Origin of the sequence: Streptomyces sp. NPDC001914 (genome assembly GCF_042891215.1) — a bacterium.
Taxonomy (GTDB): Bacteria; Actinomycetota; Actinomycetes; order Streptomycetales; family Streptomycetaceae; genus Streptomyces.
Genome location: NZ_JBIASW010000026.1, coordinates 53,854 through 72,793, shown reverse-complemented (window position 1 = coordinate 72,793; position 18,940 = coordinate 53,854). Strand labels below are relative to the sequence as shown.

Here is an 18,940-nt window from a genome sequence, read left to right as displayed (position 1 = left end):
GTCTGGAACATCGACTCCTTCGACCAGTGGGGCGTCGAACTCGGCAAGGTCCTCGCCAAGCGCGTCGAACCCGCCCTGACCGAGGGCACGGACGTCCCCGGTCTCGATCCCTCCACGGCCGCTCTCGTGGCCGCTTACCGCAACCTCCGAAAGTAGAGAACTGACAATGCAGCTCGGACTCATCGGTCTCGGCAAGATGGGCGGCAACATGCGCGAGCGGATACGCCGCGCCGGCCACACCGTCGTCGGCTACGACCGCAATCCGGACCTCGCCGACGTGCACAGCCTCGCCGAACTCGTGAGCAGCCTCGAAGGCCCGCGTGTGGTCTGGGTGATGGTGCCGGCCGGCGCCGCCACCCAGACCGTCATCGACGAACTCGGTGACCTGCTGGAGGCCGGCGACACGGTCGTGGACGGCGGCAACTCCCGCTGGACGGACGACGAGAAGCACGCGCAGGAGCTGGCGGCCAAGGGCATCGGCTTCGTCGACGCCGGTGTCTCGGGCGGTGTGTGGGGCCTGGAGAACGGCTACGCGCTCATGGTCGGCGGCGACGCCGAGAACATCGAGAAGGTGCGGCCCGTCTTCGACGCGCTGAAGCCGGAGGGCGACTTCGGCTTCGTGCACGCCGGCAAGGTGGGCGCGGGCCACTTCTCCAAGATGGTCCACAACGGCATCGAGTACGCCATGATGCAGGCGTACGCCGAGGGCTGGGAGCTCCTGGAGAAGGTCGACTCGGTCACCGACGTGCGCGAGGTGTTCCGGTCCTGGCAGGAGGGCACGGTCATCCGCTCCTGGCTGCTCGACCTCGCGGTCAACGCCCTGGACGACGACGAGCACCTGGACAAGCTGCGCGGTTACGCGGAGGACTCCGGCGAGGGCCGGTGGACCGTCGAGGCGGCCATCGACAACGCCGTTCCGCTGCCCGCCATCACCGCGTCGCTCTTCGCCCGCTTCGCCTCGCGGCAGGACGACTCGCCGCAGATGAAGATGATCGCGGCACTGCGCAACCAGTTCGGCGGTCACGCCGTCGAGTCGGCGAAGTAGGCACGGACCATGGGCGATCTCATCCTGGTCCGCCACGGAGAGACCGAGTGGACGCTGACGGGACAGCACACCAGCTGGACCGACCTTCCGCTCACCGGGCACGGCGAGGAACAGGCCAAGTCCCTCGCGCCGTTCTTCGCCGGGCGCTCCTTCGCCCAGGTCCTCACCAGTCCCCTGGGCCGCGCGGTCCGGACGGCCGAGCTCGCGGGGCTGTCCGGCTCGCGGATCGATCCCGATCTGCACGAGTGGGACTACGGCGGCTACGAGGGGATCACCACCCGCGCCATCCACCGGGCCCGGCCCGACTGGGTGCTGTGGGACGACGGGGTGCCGCCCGGCCCGGACGGCCACCCCGGCGAATCACCGCGCGAAGTGGGTGTGCGCGCCGACCGCGTGCTCTCCCGGGTGGACGCCGCGCTCTGCGACCGGCCCGGTGACGTGGTGCTGGTGGCGCACGCGCACTTCCTGCGGGTGCTCACGGCCCGTCGGCTGGGCCTGCCGCCCGAGTCGGGGCGGCTGTTCCAGCTCTCGACCGGAACCGTCAGCCGGCTCTCCACCGAGCATGGCGATCCCGTGATCGCCGCGTGGAATCAACCGGGAACTTCCGTCACGGTCGGCTAGTTTCCACACTGCTGCCGTAAAAACCGAGGAGCACTCCGGTCCGCCCGTCCGGGCGGACCGGGCTCTTGACCACATATGGAGTTCTCATGGCCCTGTGGGACCGCATCAAGGAGTCCGCGTCGACGATGCAGACCCAGCTCGTGGCGAAGAAGAACGATCTCAAGAGCGGTGCCTTCCGCGACGCGAGCATGGCCATGTGCGCCCTGGTCGCGGCCGCGGACGGCACGATCGACCCGTCCGAGCGGCAGCGCGTGGCCCAGCTGATCGCGACGAACGAGGTCCTGCAGAACTTCGACGCCATGGACCTCCAGCGCCGTTTCGACGACAACCTGAACAAGCTGACGGCCGACTTCGCCTTCGGCAAGGTCAGCGTTCTCCAGGAGATCGCCAAGGCGAAGAAGAAGCCCGCCGAGGCACGCGCCGTCATCCAGATCGGCATCGTCATCGGCGGCGCAGACGGCGACTTCGACAAGACCGAACAGGCCGTCGTGCGCGAGGCGTGCTTCACGCTCGACCTGCCGCCGCACGAGTTCGACCTGTAGGACGTCCCGGCCGACAGGCCGAGGGCCGTCAGCGCCCCGGTCGCCCCTGCGCGCGCTGCGCGGCGAGGCGGACCGGGGCGTTCTGCGCTCCGTATCCGCGGTATCCGCCGTCGCGCTGCACGAGTTCGAAGAAGACCCGGCCGACGGTGTGCGTGTAGCAGTGCCGGAACTCCCCCTCCGCGTCACGGTCGTAGAGGATGCCGAGCTCGCGGTACGTGGCCAGTTCCTCCGCGCCGAGTCCGTACCGCGCGGCCAGGTCGTCGTAGTAGTTGGCGGGTATCGCCAGGAGCCGGCCGCCCGCCGCGCGAAAGCGCCGCGCGGCCCCGGTCACGTCGTCGGTCGCGAGGGCGATGTGCTGCGCGCGGGCGCCGTCGTCCATGGGCGCGGGGCCGACGCCCAGCGCGATGCGTACGCTCCCGTCGGCACTGGTGACCGCGCGGCTGCGGTGCAGTCCGTACGGGTCGGCGACGTCGACGCTCTCCCGGCCGCTCAGCCCGAGGACGGCACGATGGAACAGGGCGGCCTCCTCGAACTGGTGCCAGGGCTGGGTGAGCGCCAGATGGTCGATCCGGGTCACACGCCCGCGGGCCGGCCTCCGTTCGGCGGCTCCGTCCGGGAGGTCCTGTTCCTGCTGGTCCGGCCGCTCGAAGTCGTCGGTCCAGAGAGGGAGTCCGGGTCGGCCCGGGGCTCCTTCACCCTCCGGTGGCGCCGAGGCCGGCGGAGCGGCGCAGAAGAAGAGTTCGGTGCCGTCGGGCGCGGCGACCGCGTCGAGGGGCGCGTCCTGAAGGGCGCGGCGGCGCGGCAGGACGGGAGCGAGCAGGGATTCGGCGCGCCGGGCCGCGGCGGCGGGGTCGGGCGACTCCAGGCCGATCGCGGCGAGCGCGGTGCCGCCCTGCCGGGCGGCCGGTCCGGTGTTGACGAGGATGCGGGCCTCGCCCTGTTCCCAGAGGTCGACGGGCTTGCTGCGGTGCCGGGACGTGCGGGTGAAACCGAGGGCGCCGAGCAGCCCGGCGACGGGCACGACGTCGGGGGTGACGAGTTCGGCGAACGCGACACCGGTCGGCACGACGGGCGGGGGCGGTGCCGCGAGCCCGGCCGCCTCGTCCAGCAGGGGCCGCACGGTCTCCTGGAGGACGAGGAGGGAGCGGCGGGCGTCGACGGCGGTCGGACCGGAGTCGGCCTGCCGGAAGACGTCGTTGAAGACTTCGAGGGACAGCGGTCCGCGATAGCCGGCGCGCAGGACGTGCGCGAGCAGTCCGGGAAGGTCGAAGCCGCCCTGGCCGGGGAAGCAGCGGTGGTGACGGCTCCACTGGAGCACGTCCATCGCCATCGGCGGGGCGTCGGCCAGTTGCAGGAAGAAGATCCTGTCCCCGGGGATGTCCTCGATCCCCTTGGGGTCGGATCCGCGCGCGAGGATGTGGAAGCTGTCCAGGCAGGTGCCGAGGGCGGGATGGCCGGCCGCCTCGACGATGCGCCACGCGTGGTCGTACGTGCTGACGTGCCGGCCCCAGGCGAGCGCCTCGTACGCCACCCTGATGCCGAAGTCCTCGGCGAGGACGGCCAGTCGGCGCAGGTGCTCGGCGGCGAGGGCGTCGTCGTCCACGGCGTGCGGGGAGACGCTGGAGCACACCAGCACGGTGTCGGCACCGAGGCGGCGCATGAGCTCGAACTTGTGGCGGGCCCGCCGCAGATTGCGCGCGAACTCCTCCTCCGGGACGGCCTCGATGTCGCGCATCGGCTGGTAGAGGTCGATGCGAAGGCCGAGATCGGCGGTGCGGGCCCGGATCTCCTCGGGGGTGAGGGGGCTCGCGAGCAGGTCGTTCTCGAAGATCTCCACTCCGTCGAAGCCCGCGCGGGCCGCGGCGGTGAGCTTCTCGGTCAGGGAGCCGCCGAGGGACACGGTGGCGATGGACGTACGCATGACGACGCTCCTCGGGTCTCGCTTCGGATCAGTTCCGGGCACCCGCGGCGCCGGCCAGCTCGGCGATGTCCGCGAGCATCCGTGCCGTGTCGGGCTCGCGTCCCGTGAAGAGCCGGAAGGCGTCCGCGGCCTGGAAGGCGGCCATGCCTCCGCCGTCGAGCGTCTGGCAGCCGAGCGCGCGGGCGGTGCGCAGCAGTTCGGTCTCCAGTGGCCGGTAGACCACCTCGGCCACCCACAGCTCCGGTCGCAACAGCGCGGCCGGGAAGGGGAGTCCGGGGTGCGCGGCCATGCCGGTGGGCGTCGCGTGCACGACGCCGTCGGCGCCGGAGAGCAGGGACGCGAGCGCGTCCGGCGTCGCCGCGGCCGCCCGGCCCTCTCCGAAGTGGCCGTTCAGCGCCGCGCCGAGGGAGGCGGCGCGGTCGGGCATCGCGTCGACGACGGTGACGTGTCCCGCGCCCAGGGTGAGGACGGCGTGGGCGACCGCCGCCCCCGCGCCGCCCGCGCCGAGCTGGACGACCCGCTCCAGGGGGACGTCGGGCAGTCCGCGCGCGAAGGAGGCCGCGAAGCCGGTGACGTCCGTGTTGTGCCCGGTCGCGCGGCCGTCCCGGAAGACGACGGTGTTGACCGCGCCGAGTGCGGCGGCCTGGGGCGCGAGCCCGTCGAGGTGCGGGATCACCAGCTGCTTGCAGGGGTGGGTGATGTTCAGCCCGTCGAAGCCGAGGTCGCGTGCGGCCCGTACGAGTTCACCCACGGCCTCCGGCGGGACGCCGAGGGTGTCGATGTCGATCAGCCGGTACAGACAGCGCAGCCCCTGCCGGTCTCCCTCCCGCTGATGCAGGGCCGGGCTGAGCGAGGGACCGATCCCGGAGCCGATGAGGCCGACGAGGTACGAGGTCTGGGACACGGCGGGCCTCCGGAGGCGTGGGGTCGGTGGCGGCTCGGCGGCCGACAGGTTCCGGTCGGCCGCCGCTAATGTACGAACTGGTTCGTTAGTCATATCAAGCCGTCCGTCCGAAGGGAAGAGCCGCCATGACGAAGGGCACCGGAGGCAGCCCGGGCGATCTCGCGCCGGCGCGCCCTGCTTCTAGAATCGCGGACACCGACCGCCTCGCCCGAAGGAACCCGATGACCAGCGTCGAAGAACCGGCACGACCCGGCGGGCGCATCCGCGACGCCGCACGCACCAGGGCCGAGATTCTCGACGTGGCGACCCAGGAATTCTCCCGCGCCGGTTTCGCGGGGGCCCGGGTCGACGAGATCGCCGCCCGCACCAGCACCACCAAGCGGATGATCTACTACTACTTCGGCGGCAAGGAGCAGCTCTTCACGGCGGTCCTGGAGCGCGCGTACTCGGTGATCCGGCAGGCCGAACAGGATCTGGACGTCGAGCATCTGGACCCCGTCGCGGCCATCCGCCGGCTCGCCGAGCTGACCTTCGACCACCACGAGGCGCACCCCGACTTCATCCGCCTGGTGAGCATCGAGAACATCCACGAGGCCGAACACATCGCGGACTCCGAGGCGCTGGGCAGGATCGGCTCACCGGCACTCGACGTGATCGGCCGGATCCTGGCGACCGGGAGGAAGTCGGGCCTGTTCACCGCGGACGTCGACGCCGTGGACCTGCACGCGATGATCAGCGCGTTCTGCTTCTTCCGCGTCTCCAACCGCCATACGTTCGGCGCCCTGTTCGGCCGCGACCTGACCGCCCCCGACCAGCGGGAGCACTACCGCGCGATGCTCGGGGACATGGTCATCGCCTTTCTGACCGCGGACCGCACGGCGGACTGAGCCGGGAGAACATCCTTCCGCGCGACCTCTTGACACCCCGGTGACGTGGGCGCACCATCCGTAGCCATCCGCTACTAACTATCCAGTGGGTTAATTAGCAGCGAAGCCAGGAGCCGCCGCAGCCGAGTCGCCCGTCCGTTCCGGATTCCCTCCGGTACGGCGGTGGCGCCGCGGCCTCCTGCCCCGGGGTCCCGGCACCGATCCCGGGCCCGCCGCACTCCCGTCCCCGGAGTTTCCCGAAGGAGCACGCCGTGTCCGACCCCGCCGTCCCGCTCGACGCGCCGCCCGGCCAGCCCAGGAAGGCGGCCATGGCCGCCTGGATCGGCAGCGCCCTGGAGTACTACGACTTCTTCATCTACGGCAGCGCCGCGGCCCTGATCTTCCCGAAGGTCTTCTTCGACGAGTCCGACCCGGCCACCGCGACCCTCCTGTCGCTCGCCACGTTCGGCGTCGCCTACGCGGCCCGCCCGGTCGGCGCGCTCTTCCTCGGCCACTTCGGCGACCGGCTCGGCCGCAAGAAGATCATGGTCTTCACGCTGATCCTCATGGGACTGTCGACGTTCCTGATCGGCTGCCTGCCGACCCGCGCCCAGGTCGGCGGCATCGCCCCGGTCCTGCTGGTCCTGTGCCGTGTCCTGCAGGGCATCTCCGCGGCCGGCGAACAGGCGGGCGCCAACTCGATGACGCTGGAGCACGCGCCGCCGGGCCGGCGCGGCTTCTTCACCAGCTTCACCCTCAGCGGGACCCAGGGCGGTCAGCTCATCGCGACCCTGGTCTTCCTGGCGGTCGCCACGATGCCCGAGGACCAGTTGCTCTCCTGGGGCTGGCGCGTGCCCTTCTGGGCGAGCGTGCTCGTCGCCGTGGTCGGCTACGTCATCCGCCGCACCCTCCAGGAGACCCCGGCCTTCACCCGGCAGGCCGAGAGCGAGGGAGTCGCCGGACTGCCCCTGGTCGTCCTGATCCGCGAGCACTGGGCGGACGTGCTGCGGGTGGTCGCGGGAGCGCTCATCGCCTCGGTCAGCACGATCTTCACGGTGTGGGCGCTGGCCTACGGCACGAGCGACGCGGTCGGCCTGTCCCGGACGCAGATGCTGTGGGTCGGCGCGCTGGCGAACCTGGTCGCCCTCGGCGCGATTCCCGCCTGGGCCACGCTCTCCGACCGCATCGGCCGCCGCCCCGTCTACCTGATCGGCGCCGCGGGCAGCGCGGCCGCGATGTTCGTCTACCTGTGGGCCATCTCCACCGGCTCCTACCCCCTGGTGCTGCTCTTCGGCATCCTCGCCTTCGGTGTCGTCTACAGCGCCGCGAACGGTGTGTGGCCCTCCTTCTACGGGGAGATGTTCTCCACGCGCGTCCGGCTCTCCGGCACGGCGATCGGCACCCAGATCGGCTTCGCGGTGGCCGGGTTCGCCGTCACCTTCGCCGCGCAGATCGCCGGTCCCGACGGCGACGACTGGTCCTCGGTCGCACTGTTCACGGCGGCCCTGTGCGTGCCGCCGGTGCTGGCCGCGCTCACCGCCCGGGAGACGCACAAGGTCCCGACCGAGCGGCTCGGCGACCCGGGCGCCGGCGACCCGGTGAGCCGCGAGACCGTGACCGCCTGACCGCTTATCCGGCCCGGACCGCCCAAGTCCCCGACGCGCAGGACCGCTCGGGGACTCGGGCATGCCCGGACCGCGGACTCCCGGCCGGCCGGAGAACGGCGTCAGCGCGCGGGAATCCCGTACGCCCGCTCCACGTGCAGCCGCAGCACCAGCCGGCGGTCGCGGACCATCGCCGCGCGGTAGTCGTCCCAGTCGGGGTGTTCGCCGAGGACGTCGCGGTAGACGCGGATCAGCTCCTCCACGGTCTCGTCGTGCGGGTCCCCGGCGACGGGCGTCAGCTCCGCCGTGCCCTCGGCGACCGTGTAGGCCCACCGGTCCGCGCTGGTCACGTGGTACGAGGCCCGCGGGTCGCGGCGCAGGTTGCGGGTCTTGGCGCGGTCGTCGGTGAGCGACACCCGGATGATCCGTTCGTCCGGGTAGTACTTGTGGCTGACGTTGGAGAGCTGGGGCCGCCCGTCCTTCTTGAGGGTGACGAGCACTCCGCCCTGGTACTCGGAGAGCAGCTTCAGCAGTGCGTCCTGGGTCTCTTCATCGGTCATATCCGCACCAACGCTGCCGATGCGTGACGTCATCCCGTAGACAGTGTCTACTCGCGACTGGTAGACACTGTCTATGGACGAGACGGAAACCACCGGCCTGAGGGCGCGGCTGATCGACGCCGGAGTCGAACTCGTGACGGCGGAGGGCGCGCAGGCGCTGACGCTGCGGGAGATCGCCCGCCGGGCCGGGGTCTCGCACGGCGCCCCGCGCCGCTGGTTCCCGACCCATCTGGAACTGCTGTCCGCCATCGCGCGCCGCGGCTTCGCCGACCTCCAGGACCGCGCGGCGAAGGCGGACTCCGGCACGGGCTCCGACCCGCGCGCCCGGCTCACCGCCCTCGCGGGGGTGTACCTGGACTTCGCACTGTCCCAGCGCGGCATGTACGAGCTGATGTTCCGTCACGACCTGCTGGAAAGCGGCCGGTCGGGGCTCCGCGAGACCAGTCTTCCGCTGTTCGGGACGCTGGTGGAGCTCGTCGGCCGGGTGCGCCCCGAGGCCGACGCCCGGATCCTCGCCGGCGCGCTGTGGGCCAACCTGCACGGCATCGCCCAACTCTGGGGCTGGGGAAGCCTGCAGCTCGCCACGGACGCCGACGACCACACCCCGCTGCTGATCGCGGCACTCGACGCGCACCTCGGACCGGAGGAACGATGACGGCCCCCGCGGTCGCGCGCCGGGCCGCTCCAGGGGCGGCGCACCGCCGGATCACCCTCGCGAGCAGCGTCGTGGGTGCCGTGATCGTCGCCCTCGACGGCACCGTCCTCACCGTCGCGCAGCCCACGCTCCAGAGCGACCTGGACGCCTCGTTCGCGCAGGTCCAGTGGACCAGCACCGGGTACCTCATCGCGGTGGCGGGTCTGCTGGTGTTCGCGGGACGCCTCGGCGACCGGTACGGGCACCGCCGGATCTTCGCCCTCGGCATCCTGGGCTTCGGGGCGGCGTCCGCGGGCATCGGTCTCGCGCCCGGGATCGGCTGGGTGATCGCGCTGCGGGTCGCGCAGGGTGTCTTCGGCGCACTGCTGCAGCCGGCCACGCTCGGCATGCTGCGCGCCGCGTACCCGCCCGACCGGCTCGGGACGCCCGTGGCGCTGCGGACGAGCGCCATCGGTCTCGCCGCGGCCGCGGGGCCTTTGCTCGGAGGCGTGCTGGTCGGCCATTTCGGCTGGCGGTCCGTCTTCTTCCTCAACGTGATCCCCGCGCTGCTGATGGGCGCGGCGGCGCTCGCCGTCCGGGCGCCGTCCGACCCGGGCACCCCGATCGCACGCCCCGCGGTGGCCGACGGCCTCGACGTGCCGGGAACCTGTCTGCTCTCGGTCGCCCTCGTGGCCCTGGTGCACACGCTGGCCGCCGTGCCCGACACCGGTTGGACGACGGCGACCGCGGCCGGCGCGGTCGTGGTCGCCGCCTCCGGCGTCGCGTTCGTACGCCGGGAACGCCGCGCCCCGAGCCCGCTGGTGCCCTCCGAGGTGCTCGGCTCGGCGACCATCGGCGCGGCGCTCGGCATCCTGGTGACCGCGTCCGCCGCCATGCTCGGCACGCTGTTCACCGCGAGCTGGTTCCTGCAGCGGACCCTGGGTCTCGACCCCCTGGAGACCAGCCTGTGGGCGCTGCCCGGCGGCGTGATGATGGTGCTCGGCGCTCCCGTCGGCGCCGTCCTGCTGCGCCGGCTCGGACCGCGGCGGACCGCCACGGCCGCGTCGCTCGCCCTCACCCTCGGTGTCCTGGTCCTGGCCGGGTCGGACAGGACGTCGACGGCCCTGCCCGTCGCCTGCGGTTTCCTGCTCCTGGGCACCGGTTTCGCCATGACGATGGTGACCGCGACGACCGTCGTCGTAGGGCACGCGTCCCCGTCCTCGGCCGGTGTGGTGGGCGGGCTGAAGCAGACCGCGATGAACATCGGCCCCGTCCTCGGGATCGCGGTGGCGGCCACGCTGATGGCGATGACGCGCGACGCCGCCGTCGGCCCTCCCCTCGCCGTGCTCGCGGCGTTCTCCGCGACGGGAACCCTGCTCGCGCTGCGGCTTCCGGGGCACAAGGACCCCGGACGCGTCGCCGAGCCGGGCCCGGCCGACGCGTCACCTGCCCGTTTGGGACGATGAGGGACACGAGCCGCGCTCCGGAGGAGAACCATGGGAGATCTGCGACAGGAAGTCGAGCCGGGATCCGTCGGCCTCGACCCCGGGGCACTGGACCGGCTCGACCGGCACTTCGCGGCCCTGGTCGACGACGGCCGGCTCCCCGGCTTCCTGGTCGCCGTCTCCCGGCACGGGCAGGTCGCCCACCTCACCACGTACGGCCGGCGCGACCGTGCCGCGGGACTCCCGGTGGAGAGCGACACCGTGTGGAGGATCTACTCCATGACCAAGCCGGTCACCTCGGTCGCCGCGCTCATGCTGGTCGAGGAGGGCCGTCTCGGACTCGACGACCCGGTGGCCGACTTCCTTCCGGCCTTCTCCGAACCCCGGGTGTACGTCGGCGGATCGGGGCCGGACACGACGACCCGGCCGGCCGAACAACCCATCCTGATCCGCCACTTGCTGACGCACACGGCGGGCCTGACCTTCGGCTTCTACCACGCGCATCCCGTCGACGGGCTCTACCGCGACGCCGGTGTGGAGTCCTCCGTGGCACCGGGCGCCGATCTGGCCGGAACCTGCGAGGTGTACGCGCGGCTGCCGCTCCAGTTCGAGCCGGGCACCCGGTGGAACTACTCGGTCGCCACCAACGTCCTCGGCCGTGTCATCGAGGTGGTGTCCGGCCAGGACCTCGACGTCTTCCTCCGGCAGCGTGTCCTCGGGCCGCTCGCGATGACGGACGCCGGTTTCCAGGTCACGGACGAACAGGCGGGAAGACTGGCCGAGTTGTACGGACAGGACGAGGACGGGGAGCTCGTCCCGATCGCCGGTCTCCCGCTGCGCGGCCGGCCCCGCTTCCTGTCCGGCAGCGGGGGGATGGTGGCCACCGCCCGCGACTACCACCGCTTCATGGAGATGCTCCGGCGCCGCGGCGAACTCGACGGAACCCGTCTGCTGCGCCCCGGGACCGTGGACCTGATGGCGGCCAACCACCTGCCGGGCAACGCCGACCGGCGCGCCTTCGGCAGCCCGGTCCACCAGGAACCCGGCAACGCGGGTCTCGGTTTCGGTCTGGGCGTCTCGGTCGTGGTGGACCCGGCCGCCACCCGGGCACCGTCCAGCGAGGGCGCGTTCGGCTGGAGCGGGGTGGCCACCACGACCTTCTGGGTCGACCCGCGGCGTGACCTGACCGTGCAGTTCCTGAGCCAACTGCGCCCGAAGGGCTCGCACTCGGTCTTCCCCGAGCTCAAGCGGCTGGTGCACGAGGCCGTACGCGCCTGAGCGGCGCCGGGTCCCCGGCCGCCACGAGACGTGCCCGCCCGGCCTCTTCGGGTGCCCCCGGACGCGCGGCGACGGTACGGGTCCGGGGCGGCTGTACGGGTCCGGTCCGCGGCGGCCGTACGGGTCCGGTCCGCGGCGGCCGTACGGGTCCGGTCCGGGGCCGCCGTACGGCTCGCCCCAGGACCGGTCGCCCCTCGGCCGTGATCCCTCTTCGGTCGACGTCCCGCTTCCGTCCCGCCGCCCGCGTCCCGCCGCCCGCGTCATTCCTCCGTGGCGACCGTCTTCGCCTCGCCGGCGAAGATGGCCTTCGCCCACTCCTCGCCGTCCAGGTGGGGCAGGTAGTGGTCGAGGCGTTCCCGCTTGGTCAGCAGGTAGGTGAGGTTGTCCTCGCACGGCGGTATGAGGAGCGGCACCTGCTCGGCCACCTTGATGCCGTGGCGCAGCAGCGACTCACGCTTGCGCGGGTTGTTCGACAGCAGCCGTACGGACCGTACGCCGAGGTCGTGCAGCATCTCCGCCCCCACCCGGTAGTCGCGGGCGTCCACCGGCAGGCCCTGGGCGACGTTCGCCTCGACGGTGTCGAGCCCCTCAGCCTGCAGCTTCATCGCCTTGAGCTTGGCGAGCAGGCCGATGCCCCGGCCCTCGTGGCCGCGCAGGTAGACCAGGACGCCGCGGCCCTCTGCGGCGATGGCCTGCAGCGAGGCGGTCAGCTGGGGGCCGCACTCGCAGTGCTGCGATCCGAAGGAGTCGCCGGTGAGGCATTCGGAATGCAGCCGGGTCAGGACGTCCCCCTTTCCGAGGGTGTCCAAGTCGCCGTACACGAGGACGACTTGTTCCTCGCCGCGGTCGTGGTCGAGGTATCCGACCGCGTGGAAATCGCCGTACACGGTGGGCAGCGGGGCAATCACGACTCGTTCGACACCTGTGAGGTGGGCATTCCCGCCGAGTACGCCAAAGTTATCTGTCATGATCTGGTTCCTAAGCAGAGTCGAAAGGGCCGTGAAAGATGAGTAGTTCGGGAACACGCGTGATGGAGTCCGGAGTGCTGTCACTGGACACCACGGAGGATGTCCGCGAGCGGGGGGCCGGTGTCGCCCGCCAGGTCGCCGTCCTTCCCGTCGGCAGCCTCGAACAGCACGGCGCGTACCTGCCCCTGACGACCGACACACTGGTGGCGTGCGCCATCGCCCGGGAGATCGCGGCCGCCTATCCGGTGCATCTTCTTCCTCCGGTGACGATCTCCTGCTCGCACGAGCACGCGGACTGGCCGGGCACCGTCAGCATTTCCTCCGTCACGCTGTACGCCGTCGTCCGTGACATCGCCGCCTCGTTGCGGCGATCGGGTGTCGACACACTGGTCGTGGTCAACGGGCACGGCGGCAATTACGTCCTGGGCAATGTGGTCCAGGAATCCGCGGGCACCGGTACACGCATGGCGCTTTTCCCGGCCGCGGAGGACTGGGAAGGCGCGTGTGAACGGGCCGGCGTGCAGACGTCGTTGCTCACCGATATGCACGCGGGAGAAATCGAGACGTCCATTCTCCTGCATGCCCATCCGGAATGCGTCAAAGACGGTTATGAGGCCTCCGATTTCGTGGCCGACGACCGTCGGCATCTGCTCACTCTCGGCATGGCGGGCTATACCGAGTCCGGGGTCATCGGCCGTCCCTCGATGGCCGCCGCCGAGAAGGGGAAGGAACTCCTCGCCGGACTGGCCGAGGCCTTCGGAGCGTATTTCTCGCTGGTGACGTCCGAGTCGCCGCACTGACCGGGCCCTCCCGCGCTCTCCTCGCGGGGGCGCCGGAGTTCGGCACCCCACCGGACGACCAGGACCGCGGCGCCGGGCAGGGCCGCCGCGAAGCTGAGCACTCCGTAGATCACCGCGACGGTCAGGCCCATGCCGGCGCCGAGCCCGGCGGCGCCGAACGCCCAGGCGGTGGCGCCCTCGCGGGGACCCCAGCCGCCGACGTTCAGCGGCAGTCCCATGGCCAGCAGGGCCAGCAGGGCCAGCGGCGTCAGCCGGGCGATCGAGGCGGTGGATCCGGCGGCCCGGGCGGCGAGCACGAACATGGCCAGGTGGCCGGCGAGCACCAGGACCGACGAGAGCGTCACGCCGGGCCAGCTGCGCCGGGCCAGCAGGGCGCCCCGGGCCTCGACGAGCGCGCCGCGGAACGCTCCCTGGCGTGCGGTGCCGGAAGCGGTCCGGCGTCCCCGGACGACGACGAGGGCCACCGCGCCGCCCGCCGCGACGAGCGCGAGGATCAGCGCGGCCTCGCGGGCCTGCGCGAGCACCGGTGACGGCTGGGTGAGCAGCACCACCGCGCCGACGGCCACCAGCACGGCCTGTCCGGCCGTACGTTCGAGCACCACCGCGCGCACACCCCGGCCGATGTCACCGGCGCTCTGCCCGTGCCGTACGGCCCGGTGCACGTCGCCGAGGACCCCGCCGGGCAGCGCGGCGTTCAGGAACAGCGCGCGGTAGTAGTCCGCGACGGCCGCGCCCAGCGGGAGTTCGATGCGCAGCTCACGCGCGACCAGGCACCAGCGCCAGGCGCTGAACACCGTGGTGAGCAGCCCGATGACGACGGCCGCCGTCAGGGTGGTCGCGTCGATCTTCCGCAGCCCGTCCACGAACACCCCGGTACCCAGCCGCCAGAGCAGCACACCGAGGATGAGGACGCCGGCGGCGGTGCCGCCGTGCTTGCGCACGGGGCCCCAGATCCTCCGGGCCGGGGAGGCCGCGACGGCCGTCGGGCTCCCGGCCTCGCCGGCCGGGACGGACCCGGCGCCCGCGGGGCCCGGCACCGACGGGGCGCCGGACTCCGCGGGGATGTTCAGGTGCGGGCCGTCGGGCTCCGGGGCCGCGGCCACCGGCGCGGCGGGTCCCAGTGTCTCCAGGCCCGCGCTCACGCCGCACCCCCGGTCGGGTGGGGCAGGGCCAGCACGTCGCTGTGGTGGACGACCACGCGCAGCTCGCCCGCGGCGCACGCCGCCAGCCGGGACTCCAGGTAGGCCTCGGCCCGTTCCGCCAGCTCGGGGCGCTCCTCGACCGCCGCGCCGACCCAGCCGCGCAGCCACTCCGCGGTGAGGGCGGCCTCGTCGCGGCCGAGCCGCCAGGGGCTCGGGTGCACCCGTACGGTCGCGCCGTGGCGGGCGAACGCGTCGCAGGTGGCGGTGACGGCGTCCGGGCCGAGCAGGTCGCCGCGCCGCTGGTGGGCGTTGAACGCCTCGGTGATCTCGGCGTCCAGCGGGTCGGCGGGGGTCAGCTCGACGCGGCCGGCCACGGACAGCGTCAGCAGGGCGGGCACGCCCGCTCCGGCGCAGGCGGCCGCGAGACGGTCGATCTCCTCGGCGGTGAGCACGTCGAGCAGTGCCGACGCGGTCACCAGGGAGGCGCCGGCCAGGGCGTCCGCCGTGAGCCGTCCGATGTCACCGCGCTGGGTGGTGACCTCGACGTGGCTGCCGTCGGCCGCCGCCCTGGGCGCCCCGACCGTGGCGAAGTGCAGCAGGTACGGGTCGCGGTCGTGCAGGATCCAGTGCTGGGCCCCGTCGAGCCGGGGCGCGAGCCAGCGGCCCATCGAGCCGGTACCGCAGCCGAGGTCGTGGATGGCCAGGCCGCCGCCGCGGACCGGCCGGTTGGCCAGCCGGATGCGCAGCGGGTCGAGCAGGTCGGCCGCCCGTGCGGCGGCGTCGGCGGGCTCGCGCAGCTGGAGCCACTGGGGCGCGTAACGCACCTCTTCGGCGTTCGGGTCCCCGACTCGCTGACCGGGCACGCCCGTCCTCACCTTCTGCTCGGGGATGCCGGAGTCCGGCCCGCTCGCCGGCGTGGTCGCGGTGCTCATGCCACCCTCCGGGGTTCCTGGGGCAGCCGGCCGAGCACTCCGGCCAGGCTGCGCGCGGTGGTCGCCCAGCCGTCCAGCGCGGCGCGCCGCCCGCGGGCGGCGGCCTTCAGCCGGCGGCGTACGTCGGCCTCGCCGAACCAGCCGCGCAGCTCGGCGGCGAGGGCCGCCGGGTCCTCCGGGGGCACGAGGATGCCGGGCACTCCGCCGTCGGGGGCGCGTCCGACGGCCTCGGGCACTCCGCCGACGTCCGTGGCGAGCACGGGGATGCCGCGGGCCAGGGCCTCGGTGACGGCCATGCCGTAGGTCTCGGCGTACGAGGTGAGGACCATGAGGTCGGCCGAGGCGTAGCTGGCGTCGAGTTCGGCGCCGGCCCGGGGTCCGGCGAGGTGCAGCCGGTCGCCGAGGCCGTGCTGCGCGATCAGGGTGCGCAGGTGGTCGACGTAGGCCGGGTCCTGGGTGAGCCCGCCGACGCAGACGCAGCTCCAGGGCAGGTCGGTGACGGTGGCGAGGGCTTCGATGAGCCGGTGCTGGCCCTTGCGCGGGGTGACCGCGGCGACGCACAGCAGCCGCGAGACACCGTCGGTGCCGGAGGCGAGCGGCGCGATGTCGGCGCCGGGCGCGGCGGCGTGCACCCGGTCGGGGGCGAGGCCGTGGTGGGCGACGAGCCGGCGGACGGCCCATTCGCTGGTGGCCACGACGGCCGACACGGCCCGCAGGGTCGTACGTTCCAGGGCGTCCAGCTCGGCGGCCACGGCGGGGTCGAGTCCCGTCTCGTCGCCGAGCGGCAGGTGGACGAGGACGACGAGACGCAGCCGGTCGGCCTCGGGGGCGACGATCTCGGGGACTCCGCAGGCGACGATCCCGTCGAGGAGGACGACCGTGCCGTCGGGCAGGTCGGCCAGCGTCCTGGCGAGTTCCGTACGGGCGGCCGCGGTGGGGCGGGGCCACTCGCCCGCGACGATGTGCCGCTGGACGTGCCAGCCGAAGCCGGGCAGGTCGAGGCAGAGGCGGCGGTCGTAGGCGTTGCCGCCGCTCGGCGTGGCCGGGTCGTCGACGCCGCCCGGCATGACGAAGTGCACGGTGCGCAGGGACATGGGGATGATCTCGGCGTTCTGGAGAGCCGCGTTCTGCACGGGCACGTAGTTCAGGGCGCCGGGTCCGGGGGCCCGCACGGCGCGGCCGGACAGCGGGGACGCCTTGTCGAGGGTCACGTCGGTCACAGGTCACGCTCGTAACTCGCCCAGGCGATGTGCGATTCGTGGAGGGTGACGGTGAGGCCGGTGAGACCGTGGGCGCCCGCGCCCAGGGCTCCGGCGTGCACGCGGTCGGCGAGCCGGTCGGCGATGACCTTCGCCAGGAACTCGGTCGAGGTGTTGGTGTCCTTGAAGTCCGGCTCGCTGTCGAGATTGCGGTAGTTCAACTCGCTGACGACGGCGCCGAGCTCCTGCGTGGCCAGTCCGATGTCGACGACGATGTTGTCGTCGTCCAGCTCGGGGCGACGGAAGGTGGCGTCCACCAGGAACGTCGCCCCGTGGAGGCGCTGTGCGGGTCCGAAGACCTCGCCGCGGAAGCTGTGGGCGATCATCAGGTGATCGCGGACGGTGATGCTGAACAACGGACGACCCTCCAGGTGCGGTGCGTCTGATCCCCTGCCGGGATCACGTCGTGTAATACGGCTGCCCCGTTCACCTTGTTCAGCCGCGTGTCGGCCTTTTCTCGGAGTCCGCGGAGGTCAGGCCGGTTCTCGTCGGCTCAAACCTCGTCGTAGGCCACTCGGTGGCACAGGGCGGGTATCGATCCGGAGGCCAGTTTCCCCATCACGTCGGGGAGTTCGCCGAAGGAACACTCGCCCGTGATCAGGGCGTCGAAGGCCGGTTCGGCGAGCAGGTCGAGAGCGAGCGCGAGCCGGTCCGCGTACGTCCGGTCGGCCCGGGCCGAGGGGGACACGGAGCCCACCTGGCTGCTGCGCAGGGTCAGCCGGCGGGAGTGGAAGGCCTCGCCGAGCGGCAGGGCGATCCGGCGGTCTCCGTACCAGCTCAGCTCGATGACGGTTCCCTCGTGGGCGAGCAGGCGAAGGGAGCGGTCGAGTCCGGCCTCGGTGGCGCTGGCGTGCACGACGAGGTCGCGTTCGCCCTCGGCCTCCTCGGGGAGCGCGAAGTCGACGCCGAGGGCCCGGGCGACGGCGCCGCGTGCCGGGTCGGCGTCGACGAGCTGGACGCGTACGCCGGGGAAGCGGGCGAGCAGCGCGGCGACCGAGCAGCCGACCATGCCGCCGCCGACCACGGCGATCCGGTCGCCGATGAGCGGGGCGGCGTCCCACAGGGCGTTCACCGCGGTCTCGACGGTGCCGGCGAGGATGGCGCGGGAGGCGGGCACCGACTCGGGTACGACGGTCACGGCGCTCACCGGGACGACGTACCGCGTCTGATGCGGGTAGAGACAGAACACCGTCCGCCCGAGCAGCCGCTCGGGTCCCTGCTCCACCCGGCCGACACTCAGATAGCCGTATTTCACGGGTGCGGGGAAATCCCCGTCCTGGAACGGCGCGCGCATCGAGGCGTGCTGATTCTCCGGGACTCCCCCGCGGAACACGAGGGTCTCGGTGCCCCTGCTGACTCCTGAGTAGAGCGTACGGACGAGTACCTCGTCCTCCGCGGGCTCGTTCAGGGTGATGTCACGGATCTCGCCGTGGCCCGGAGATGCGAGCCAGAAGGCGCGAGCTGTGAGTTCCATGAGCGTCCCTCTGAACGGTTCCGCAGATCTTCACGTACGGAGCGGTGACAAGTCGCGCACACGGTACGCGGCGTTGATCGAATCTGTCATTCGGCCGGAGGATCTGCGGTGGCCCTGAACAACATGTACGGCGCAAGGCTTCCCCAGCAGGAGACCATGGTGGGAGCCGGCGTGCAGCTCCTGGTGCTGGCCCTGCTGGGCACGGCGATCGGGATGGGGCCCGCGGGCTGGCTGACCGGCCTGGTGTTCGCCTTCGCCACCTGGGCTGTACTCACCCGTGCGCTGCGGCGCACACAGCCCCGCTCCTTCGGACCGGCCAACCGGGTGACGCTCGGCCGCGCGATCCTGGTCGGCGGTGTCACCGCTCTGGTCGCGGACTCCTTCGAGAGCTCGCCGCCGGTGAGCCTGCTCGTCGGTCTGACGGCGGTCGCGCTGATCCTCGACGGTGTCGACGGCAAGGTGGCCCGGCGGACCGGCACGTCCTCGGCCCTGGGCGCCCGCTTCGACATGGAGGTGGACGCGTTCCTGATCCTCGTGCTGAGCGTGTACGTCGGGATGTCGCTCGGCCCGTGGGTACTGCTGATCGGGACGATGCGGTACGCGTTCGTCGCCGCCGCCCGGGTGCTGCCGTGGCTGAACGGCGAGCTGCCGCCGAGCATGGCGCGCAAGACGGTGGCGGCCCTGCAGGGCGTCATCCTGCTGGTCGCGGGCTCCGGACTCCTGCCGTACGCAGCGGAGATGGCCGCCGTGCTGACGGCGCTCGCGCTGCTCGTGTGGTCGTTCGGCCGCGACATCGCGTGGCTGTGGCGGCAGGGCGGCCGCGGGCCCGCGGAGCGGACCGGCCGGCCCCTGGAGACCGGGCGCCCGCGGGAACTGGTCACCGCCGGCCCGGCCCGCATGGGTGCCGAGGGCTGATCACCGAACCACACGGGTTCGTCGGGTATC

General features: G+C 72.5%; 19 protein-coding genes and 1 pseudogene. 11 read left to right on the top strand and 9 right to left on the bottom strand.

From position 1 onward, the window contains the following. The 4 genes from ACFYYF_RS39355 to ACFYYF_RS39340 all read left to right on the top strand — a co-directional run. Nucleotides 1-156: hypothetical protein (locus ACFYYF_RS39355; RefSeq protein WP_388783761.1), on the top strand; the 156-nt coding region annotated here is incomplete at its 5' end. A 10-nt stretch (nucleotides 157-166) separates the two neighbouring features. Continuing rightward, the gene (gnd, locus tag ACFYYF_RS39350; protein WP_388783744.1) at nucleotides 167-1,045 is read left to right on the top strand and encodes a phosphogluconate dehydrogenase (NAD(+)-dependent, decarboxylating); all 879 of its coding nucleotides are present in this window, start codon (nucleotides 167-169) and stop codon (nucleotides 1,043-1,045) included. A gap of 9 nt (nucleotides 1,046-1,054) precedes the next feature. Next, nucleotides 1,055-1,666, top strand: a complete 612-nt coding sequence (locus tag ACFYYF_RS39345; RefSeq protein ID WP_361692281.1) for a histidine phosphatase family protein — start codon at nucleotides 1,055-1,057, stop codon at nucleotides 1,664-1,666. Nucleotides 1,667-1,752: 86 nt separating this feature from the next. Then, the gene (locus ACFYYF_RS39340) at nucleotides 1,753-2,208 is read left to right on the top strand and encodes a tellurite resistance TerB family protein (RefSeq protein WP_103552570.1); all 456 of its coding nucleotides are present in this window, start codon (nucleotides 1,753-1,755) and stop codon (nucleotides 2,206-2,208) included. Between the two features lie 28 nt (nucleotides 2,209-2,236). On the opposite strand, the gene ACFYYF_RS39335 is transcribed toward ACFYYF_RS39340, so the two are convergent. Then, entirely contained in the window at nucleotides 2,237-4,129 is a 1,893-nt protein-coding gene (locus tag ACFYYF_RS39335; protein ID WP_388783741.1) for a bifunctional sugar phosphate isomerase/epimerase/4-hydroxyphenylpyruvate dioxygenase family protein, read from the bottom strand. A gap of 28 nt (nucleotides 4,130-4,157) precedes the next feature. Next, complete coding sequence (locus ACFYYF_RS39330; RefSeq protein ID WP_388783738.1) at nucleotides 4,158-5,033, bottom strand: shikimate dehydrogenase; 876 nt, start codon at nucleotides 5,031-5,033, stop codon at nucleotides 4,158-4,160. Nucleotides 5,034-5,254: 221 nt separating this feature from the next. Between ACFYYF_RS39330 and ACFYYF_RS39325 the strand changes: the two genes are divergently transcribed. Next, nucleotides 5,255-5,920, top strand: a complete 666-nt coding sequence (locus ACFYYF_RS39325; RefSeq protein WP_388783759.1) for a TetR family transcriptional regulator — start codon at nucleotides 5,255-5,257, stop codon at nucleotides 5,918-5,920. A 308-nt stretch (nucleotides 5,921-6,228) separates the two neighbouring features. Beyond that, entirely contained in the window at nucleotides 6,229-7,524 is a 1,296-nt protein-coding gene (locus tag ACFYYF_RS39320) for an MFS transporter (protein WP_388783756.1), read from the top strand. A gap of 101 nt (nucleotides 7,525-7,625) precedes the next feature. Here the strand turns inward: ACFYYF_RS39320 and ACFYYF_RS39315 are convergent, their stop codons facing one another. Then, nucleotides 7,626-8,063 (bottom strand): PPOX class F420-dependent oxidoreductase, encoded by a 438-nt coding sequence (locus ACFYYF_RS39315; protein ID WP_388783736.1) that lies wholly within the window; start codon nucleotides 8,061-8,063, stop codon nucleotides 7,626-7,628. 73 nt (nucleotides 8,064-8,136) lie between these two features. On the opposite strand from ACFYYF_RS39315, the gene ACFYYF_RS39310 reads away from it, so the two are divergent. From ACFYYF_RS39310 to ACFYYF_RS39300, 3 genes are read left to right on the top strand one after another with little or no spacing between them, the layout of a single operon-like run. Next, nucleotides 8,137-8,718 (top strand): TetR/AcrR family transcriptional regulator, encoded by a 582-nt coding sequence (locus ACFYYF_RS39310; RefSeq protein WP_388783733.1) that lies wholly within the window; start codon nucleotides 8,137-8,139, stop codon nucleotides 8,716-8,718. Further along, a complete protein-coding gene (locus ACFYYF_RS39305; RefSeq protein WP_388783730.1) occupies nucleotides 8,715-10,163 on the top strand; it encodes an MFS transporter in 1,449 nt (482 codons plus the stop codon). Before ACFYYF_RS39310 ends, ACFYYF_RS39305 begins: the two co-directional genes overlap by 4 nt. Before the next feature lie 30 nt (nucleotides 10,164-10,193). Next, nucleotides 10,194-11,420, top strand: coding sequence for a serine hydrolase domain-containing protein (locus tag ACFYYF_RS39300; RefSeq protein ID WP_388783728.1), 1,227 nt, complete (start codon nucleotides 10,194-10,196; stop codon nucleotides 11,418-11,420). Between the two features lie 260 nt (nucleotides 11,421-11,680). On the opposite strand, the gene ribA is transcribed toward ACFYYF_RS39300, so the two are convergent. Continuing rightward, a complete protein-coding gene (gene ribA, locus ACFYYF_RS39295) occupies nucleotides 11,681-12,388 on the bottom strand; it encodes a GTP cyclohydrolase II (RefSeq protein WP_361692303.1) in 708 nt (235 codons plus the stop codon). 38 nt (nucleotides 12,389-12,426) lie between these two features. On the opposite strand from ribA, the gene ACFYYF_RS39290 reads away from it, so the two are divergent. Next, nucleotides 12,427-13,188: a creatininase family protein gene (locus tag ACFYYF_RS39290; RefSeq protein ID WP_361692306.1), complete on the top strand. Its 762-nt coding sequence runs from the start codon at nucleotides 12,427-12,429 to the stop codon at nucleotides 13,186-13,188. A gap of 137 nt (nucleotides 13,189-13,325) precedes the next feature. Here ACFYYF_RS39290 and ACFYYF_RS39285 read toward each other — a convergent pair. From ACFYYF_RS39285 to ACFYYF_RS39265, 5 genes and pseudogenes are all read right to left on the bottom strand, one after another. Further along, nucleotides 13,326-14,051, bottom strand: a pseudogene (locus tag ACFYYF_RS39285) (lysylphosphatidylglycerol synthase transmembrane domain-containing protein); the annotation flags it as partial. Nucleotides 14,052-14,326: 275 nt separating this feature from the next. Continuing rightward, complete coding sequence (locus tag ACFYYF_RS39280) at nucleotides 14,327-15,262, bottom strand: class I SAM-dependent methyltransferase (RefSeq protein ID WP_388783724.1); 936 nt, start codon at nucleotides 15,260-15,262, stop codon at nucleotides 14,327-14,329. Further along, the gene (locus tag ACFYYF_RS39275) at nucleotides 15,259-16,482 is read right to left on the bottom strand and encodes a glycosyltransferase family 4 protein (RefSeq protein WP_388783721.1); all 1,224 of its coding nucleotides are present in this window, start codon (nucleotides 16,480-16,482) and stop codon (nucleotides 15,259-15,261) included. The genes ACFYYF_RS39280 and ACFYYF_RS39275 overlap by 4 nt, the downstream gene beginning before the upstream one ends. Next, a complete protein-coding gene (locus tag ACFYYF_RS39270; protein ID WP_361692312.1) occupies nucleotides 16,479-16,877 on the bottom strand; it encodes a 6-carboxytetrahydropterin synthase in 399 nt (132 codons plus the stop codon). Before ACFYYF_RS39270 ends, ACFYYF_RS39275 begins: the two co-directional genes overlap by 4 nt. A 137-nt stretch (nucleotides 16,878-17,014) precedes the next feature. Further along, the gene (locus ACFYYF_RS39265) at nucleotides 17,015-17,995 is read right to left on the bottom strand and encodes an FAD-dependent oxidoreductase (RefSeq protein WP_388783719.1); all 981 of its coding nucleotides are present in this window, start codon (nucleotides 17,993-17,995) and stop codon (nucleotides 17,015-17,017) included. Nucleotides 17,996-18,103: 108 nt separating this feature from the next. Here ACFYYF_RS39265 and ACFYYF_RS39260 point away from each other — a divergent pair, with 108 nt between their 5' ends. After that, on the top strand, nucleotides 18,104-18,910 hold the full coding sequence (locus tag ACFYYF_RS39260) for a CDP-alcohol phosphatidyltransferase family protein (protein ID WP_388783716.1): 807 nt from the start codon (nucleotides 18,104-18,106) through the stop codon (nucleotides 18,908-18,910). The last annotated feature ends 30 nt before the right edge of the window (nucleotides 18,911-18,940 follow it).

What these genes read in the sequence shown, in the direction of transcription:
- ACFYYF_RS39265 (WP_388783719.1), bottom strand. Translation starts at nt 17,995, where the DNA reads ATGGAACTCACAGCTCGCGCCTTCTGGCTCGCATCTCCGGGCCACGGC.
- ACFYYF_RS39315 (WP_388783736.1), bottom strand. Translation starts at nt 8,063, where the DNA reads ATGACCGATGAAGAGACCCAGGACGCACTGCTGAAGCTGCTCTCCGAG.
- ACFYYF_RS39290 (WP_361692306.1), top strand. Translation starts at nt 12,427, where the DNA reads ATGAGTAGTTCGGGAACACGCGTGATGGAGTCCGGAGTGCTGTCACTG.
- ACFYYF_RS39320 (WP_388783756.1), top strand. Translation starts at nt 6,229, where the DNA reads ATGGCCGCCTGGATCGGCAGCGCCCTGGAGTACTACGACTTCTTCATC.
- ribA (WP_361692303.1), bottom strand. Translation starts at nt 12,388, where the DNA reads ATGACAGATAACTTTGGCGTACTCGGCGGGAATGCCCACCTCACAGGT.
- ACFYYF_RS39340 (WP_103552570.1), top strand. Translation starts at nt 1,753, where the DNA reads ATGGCCCTGTGGGACCGCATCAAGGAGTCCGCGTCGACGATGCAGACC.
- ACFYYF_RS39280 (WP_388783724.1), bottom strand. Translation starts at nt 15,262, where the DNA reads ATGAGCACCGCGACCACGCCGGCGAGCGGGCCGGACTCCGGCATCCCC.
- ACFYYF_RS39345 (WP_361692281.1), top strand. Translation starts at nt 1,055, where the DNA reads ATGGGCGATCTCATCCTGGTCCGCCACGGAGAGACCGAGTGGACGCTG.
- ACFYYF_RS39325 (WP_388783759.1), top strand. Translation starts at nt 5,255, where the DNA reads ATGACCAGCGTCGAAGAACCGGCACGACCCGGCGGGCGCATCCGCGAC.
- gnd (WP_388783744.1), top strand. Translation starts at nt 167, where the DNA reads ATGCAGCTCGGACTCATCGGTCTCGGCAAGATGGGCGGCAACATGCGC.
- ACFYYF_RS39305 (WP_388783730.1), top strand. Translation starts at nt 8,715, where the DNA reads ATGACGGCCCCCGCGGTCGCGCGCCGGGCCGCTCCAGGGGCGGCGCAC.
- ACFYYF_RS39310 (WP_388783733.1), top strand. Translation starts at nt 8,137, where the DNA reads ATGGACGAGACGGAAACCACCGGCCTGAGGGCGCGGCTGATCGACGCC.
- ACFYYF_RS39300 (WP_388783728.1), top strand. Translation starts at nt 10,194, where the DNA reads ATGGGAGATCTGCGACAGGAAGTCGAGCCGGGATCCGTCGGCCTCGAC.
- ACFYYF_RS39335 (WP_388783741.1), bottom strand. Translation starts at nt 4,129, where the DNA reads ATGCGTACGTCCATCGCCACCGTGTCCCTCGGCGGCTCCCTGACCGAG.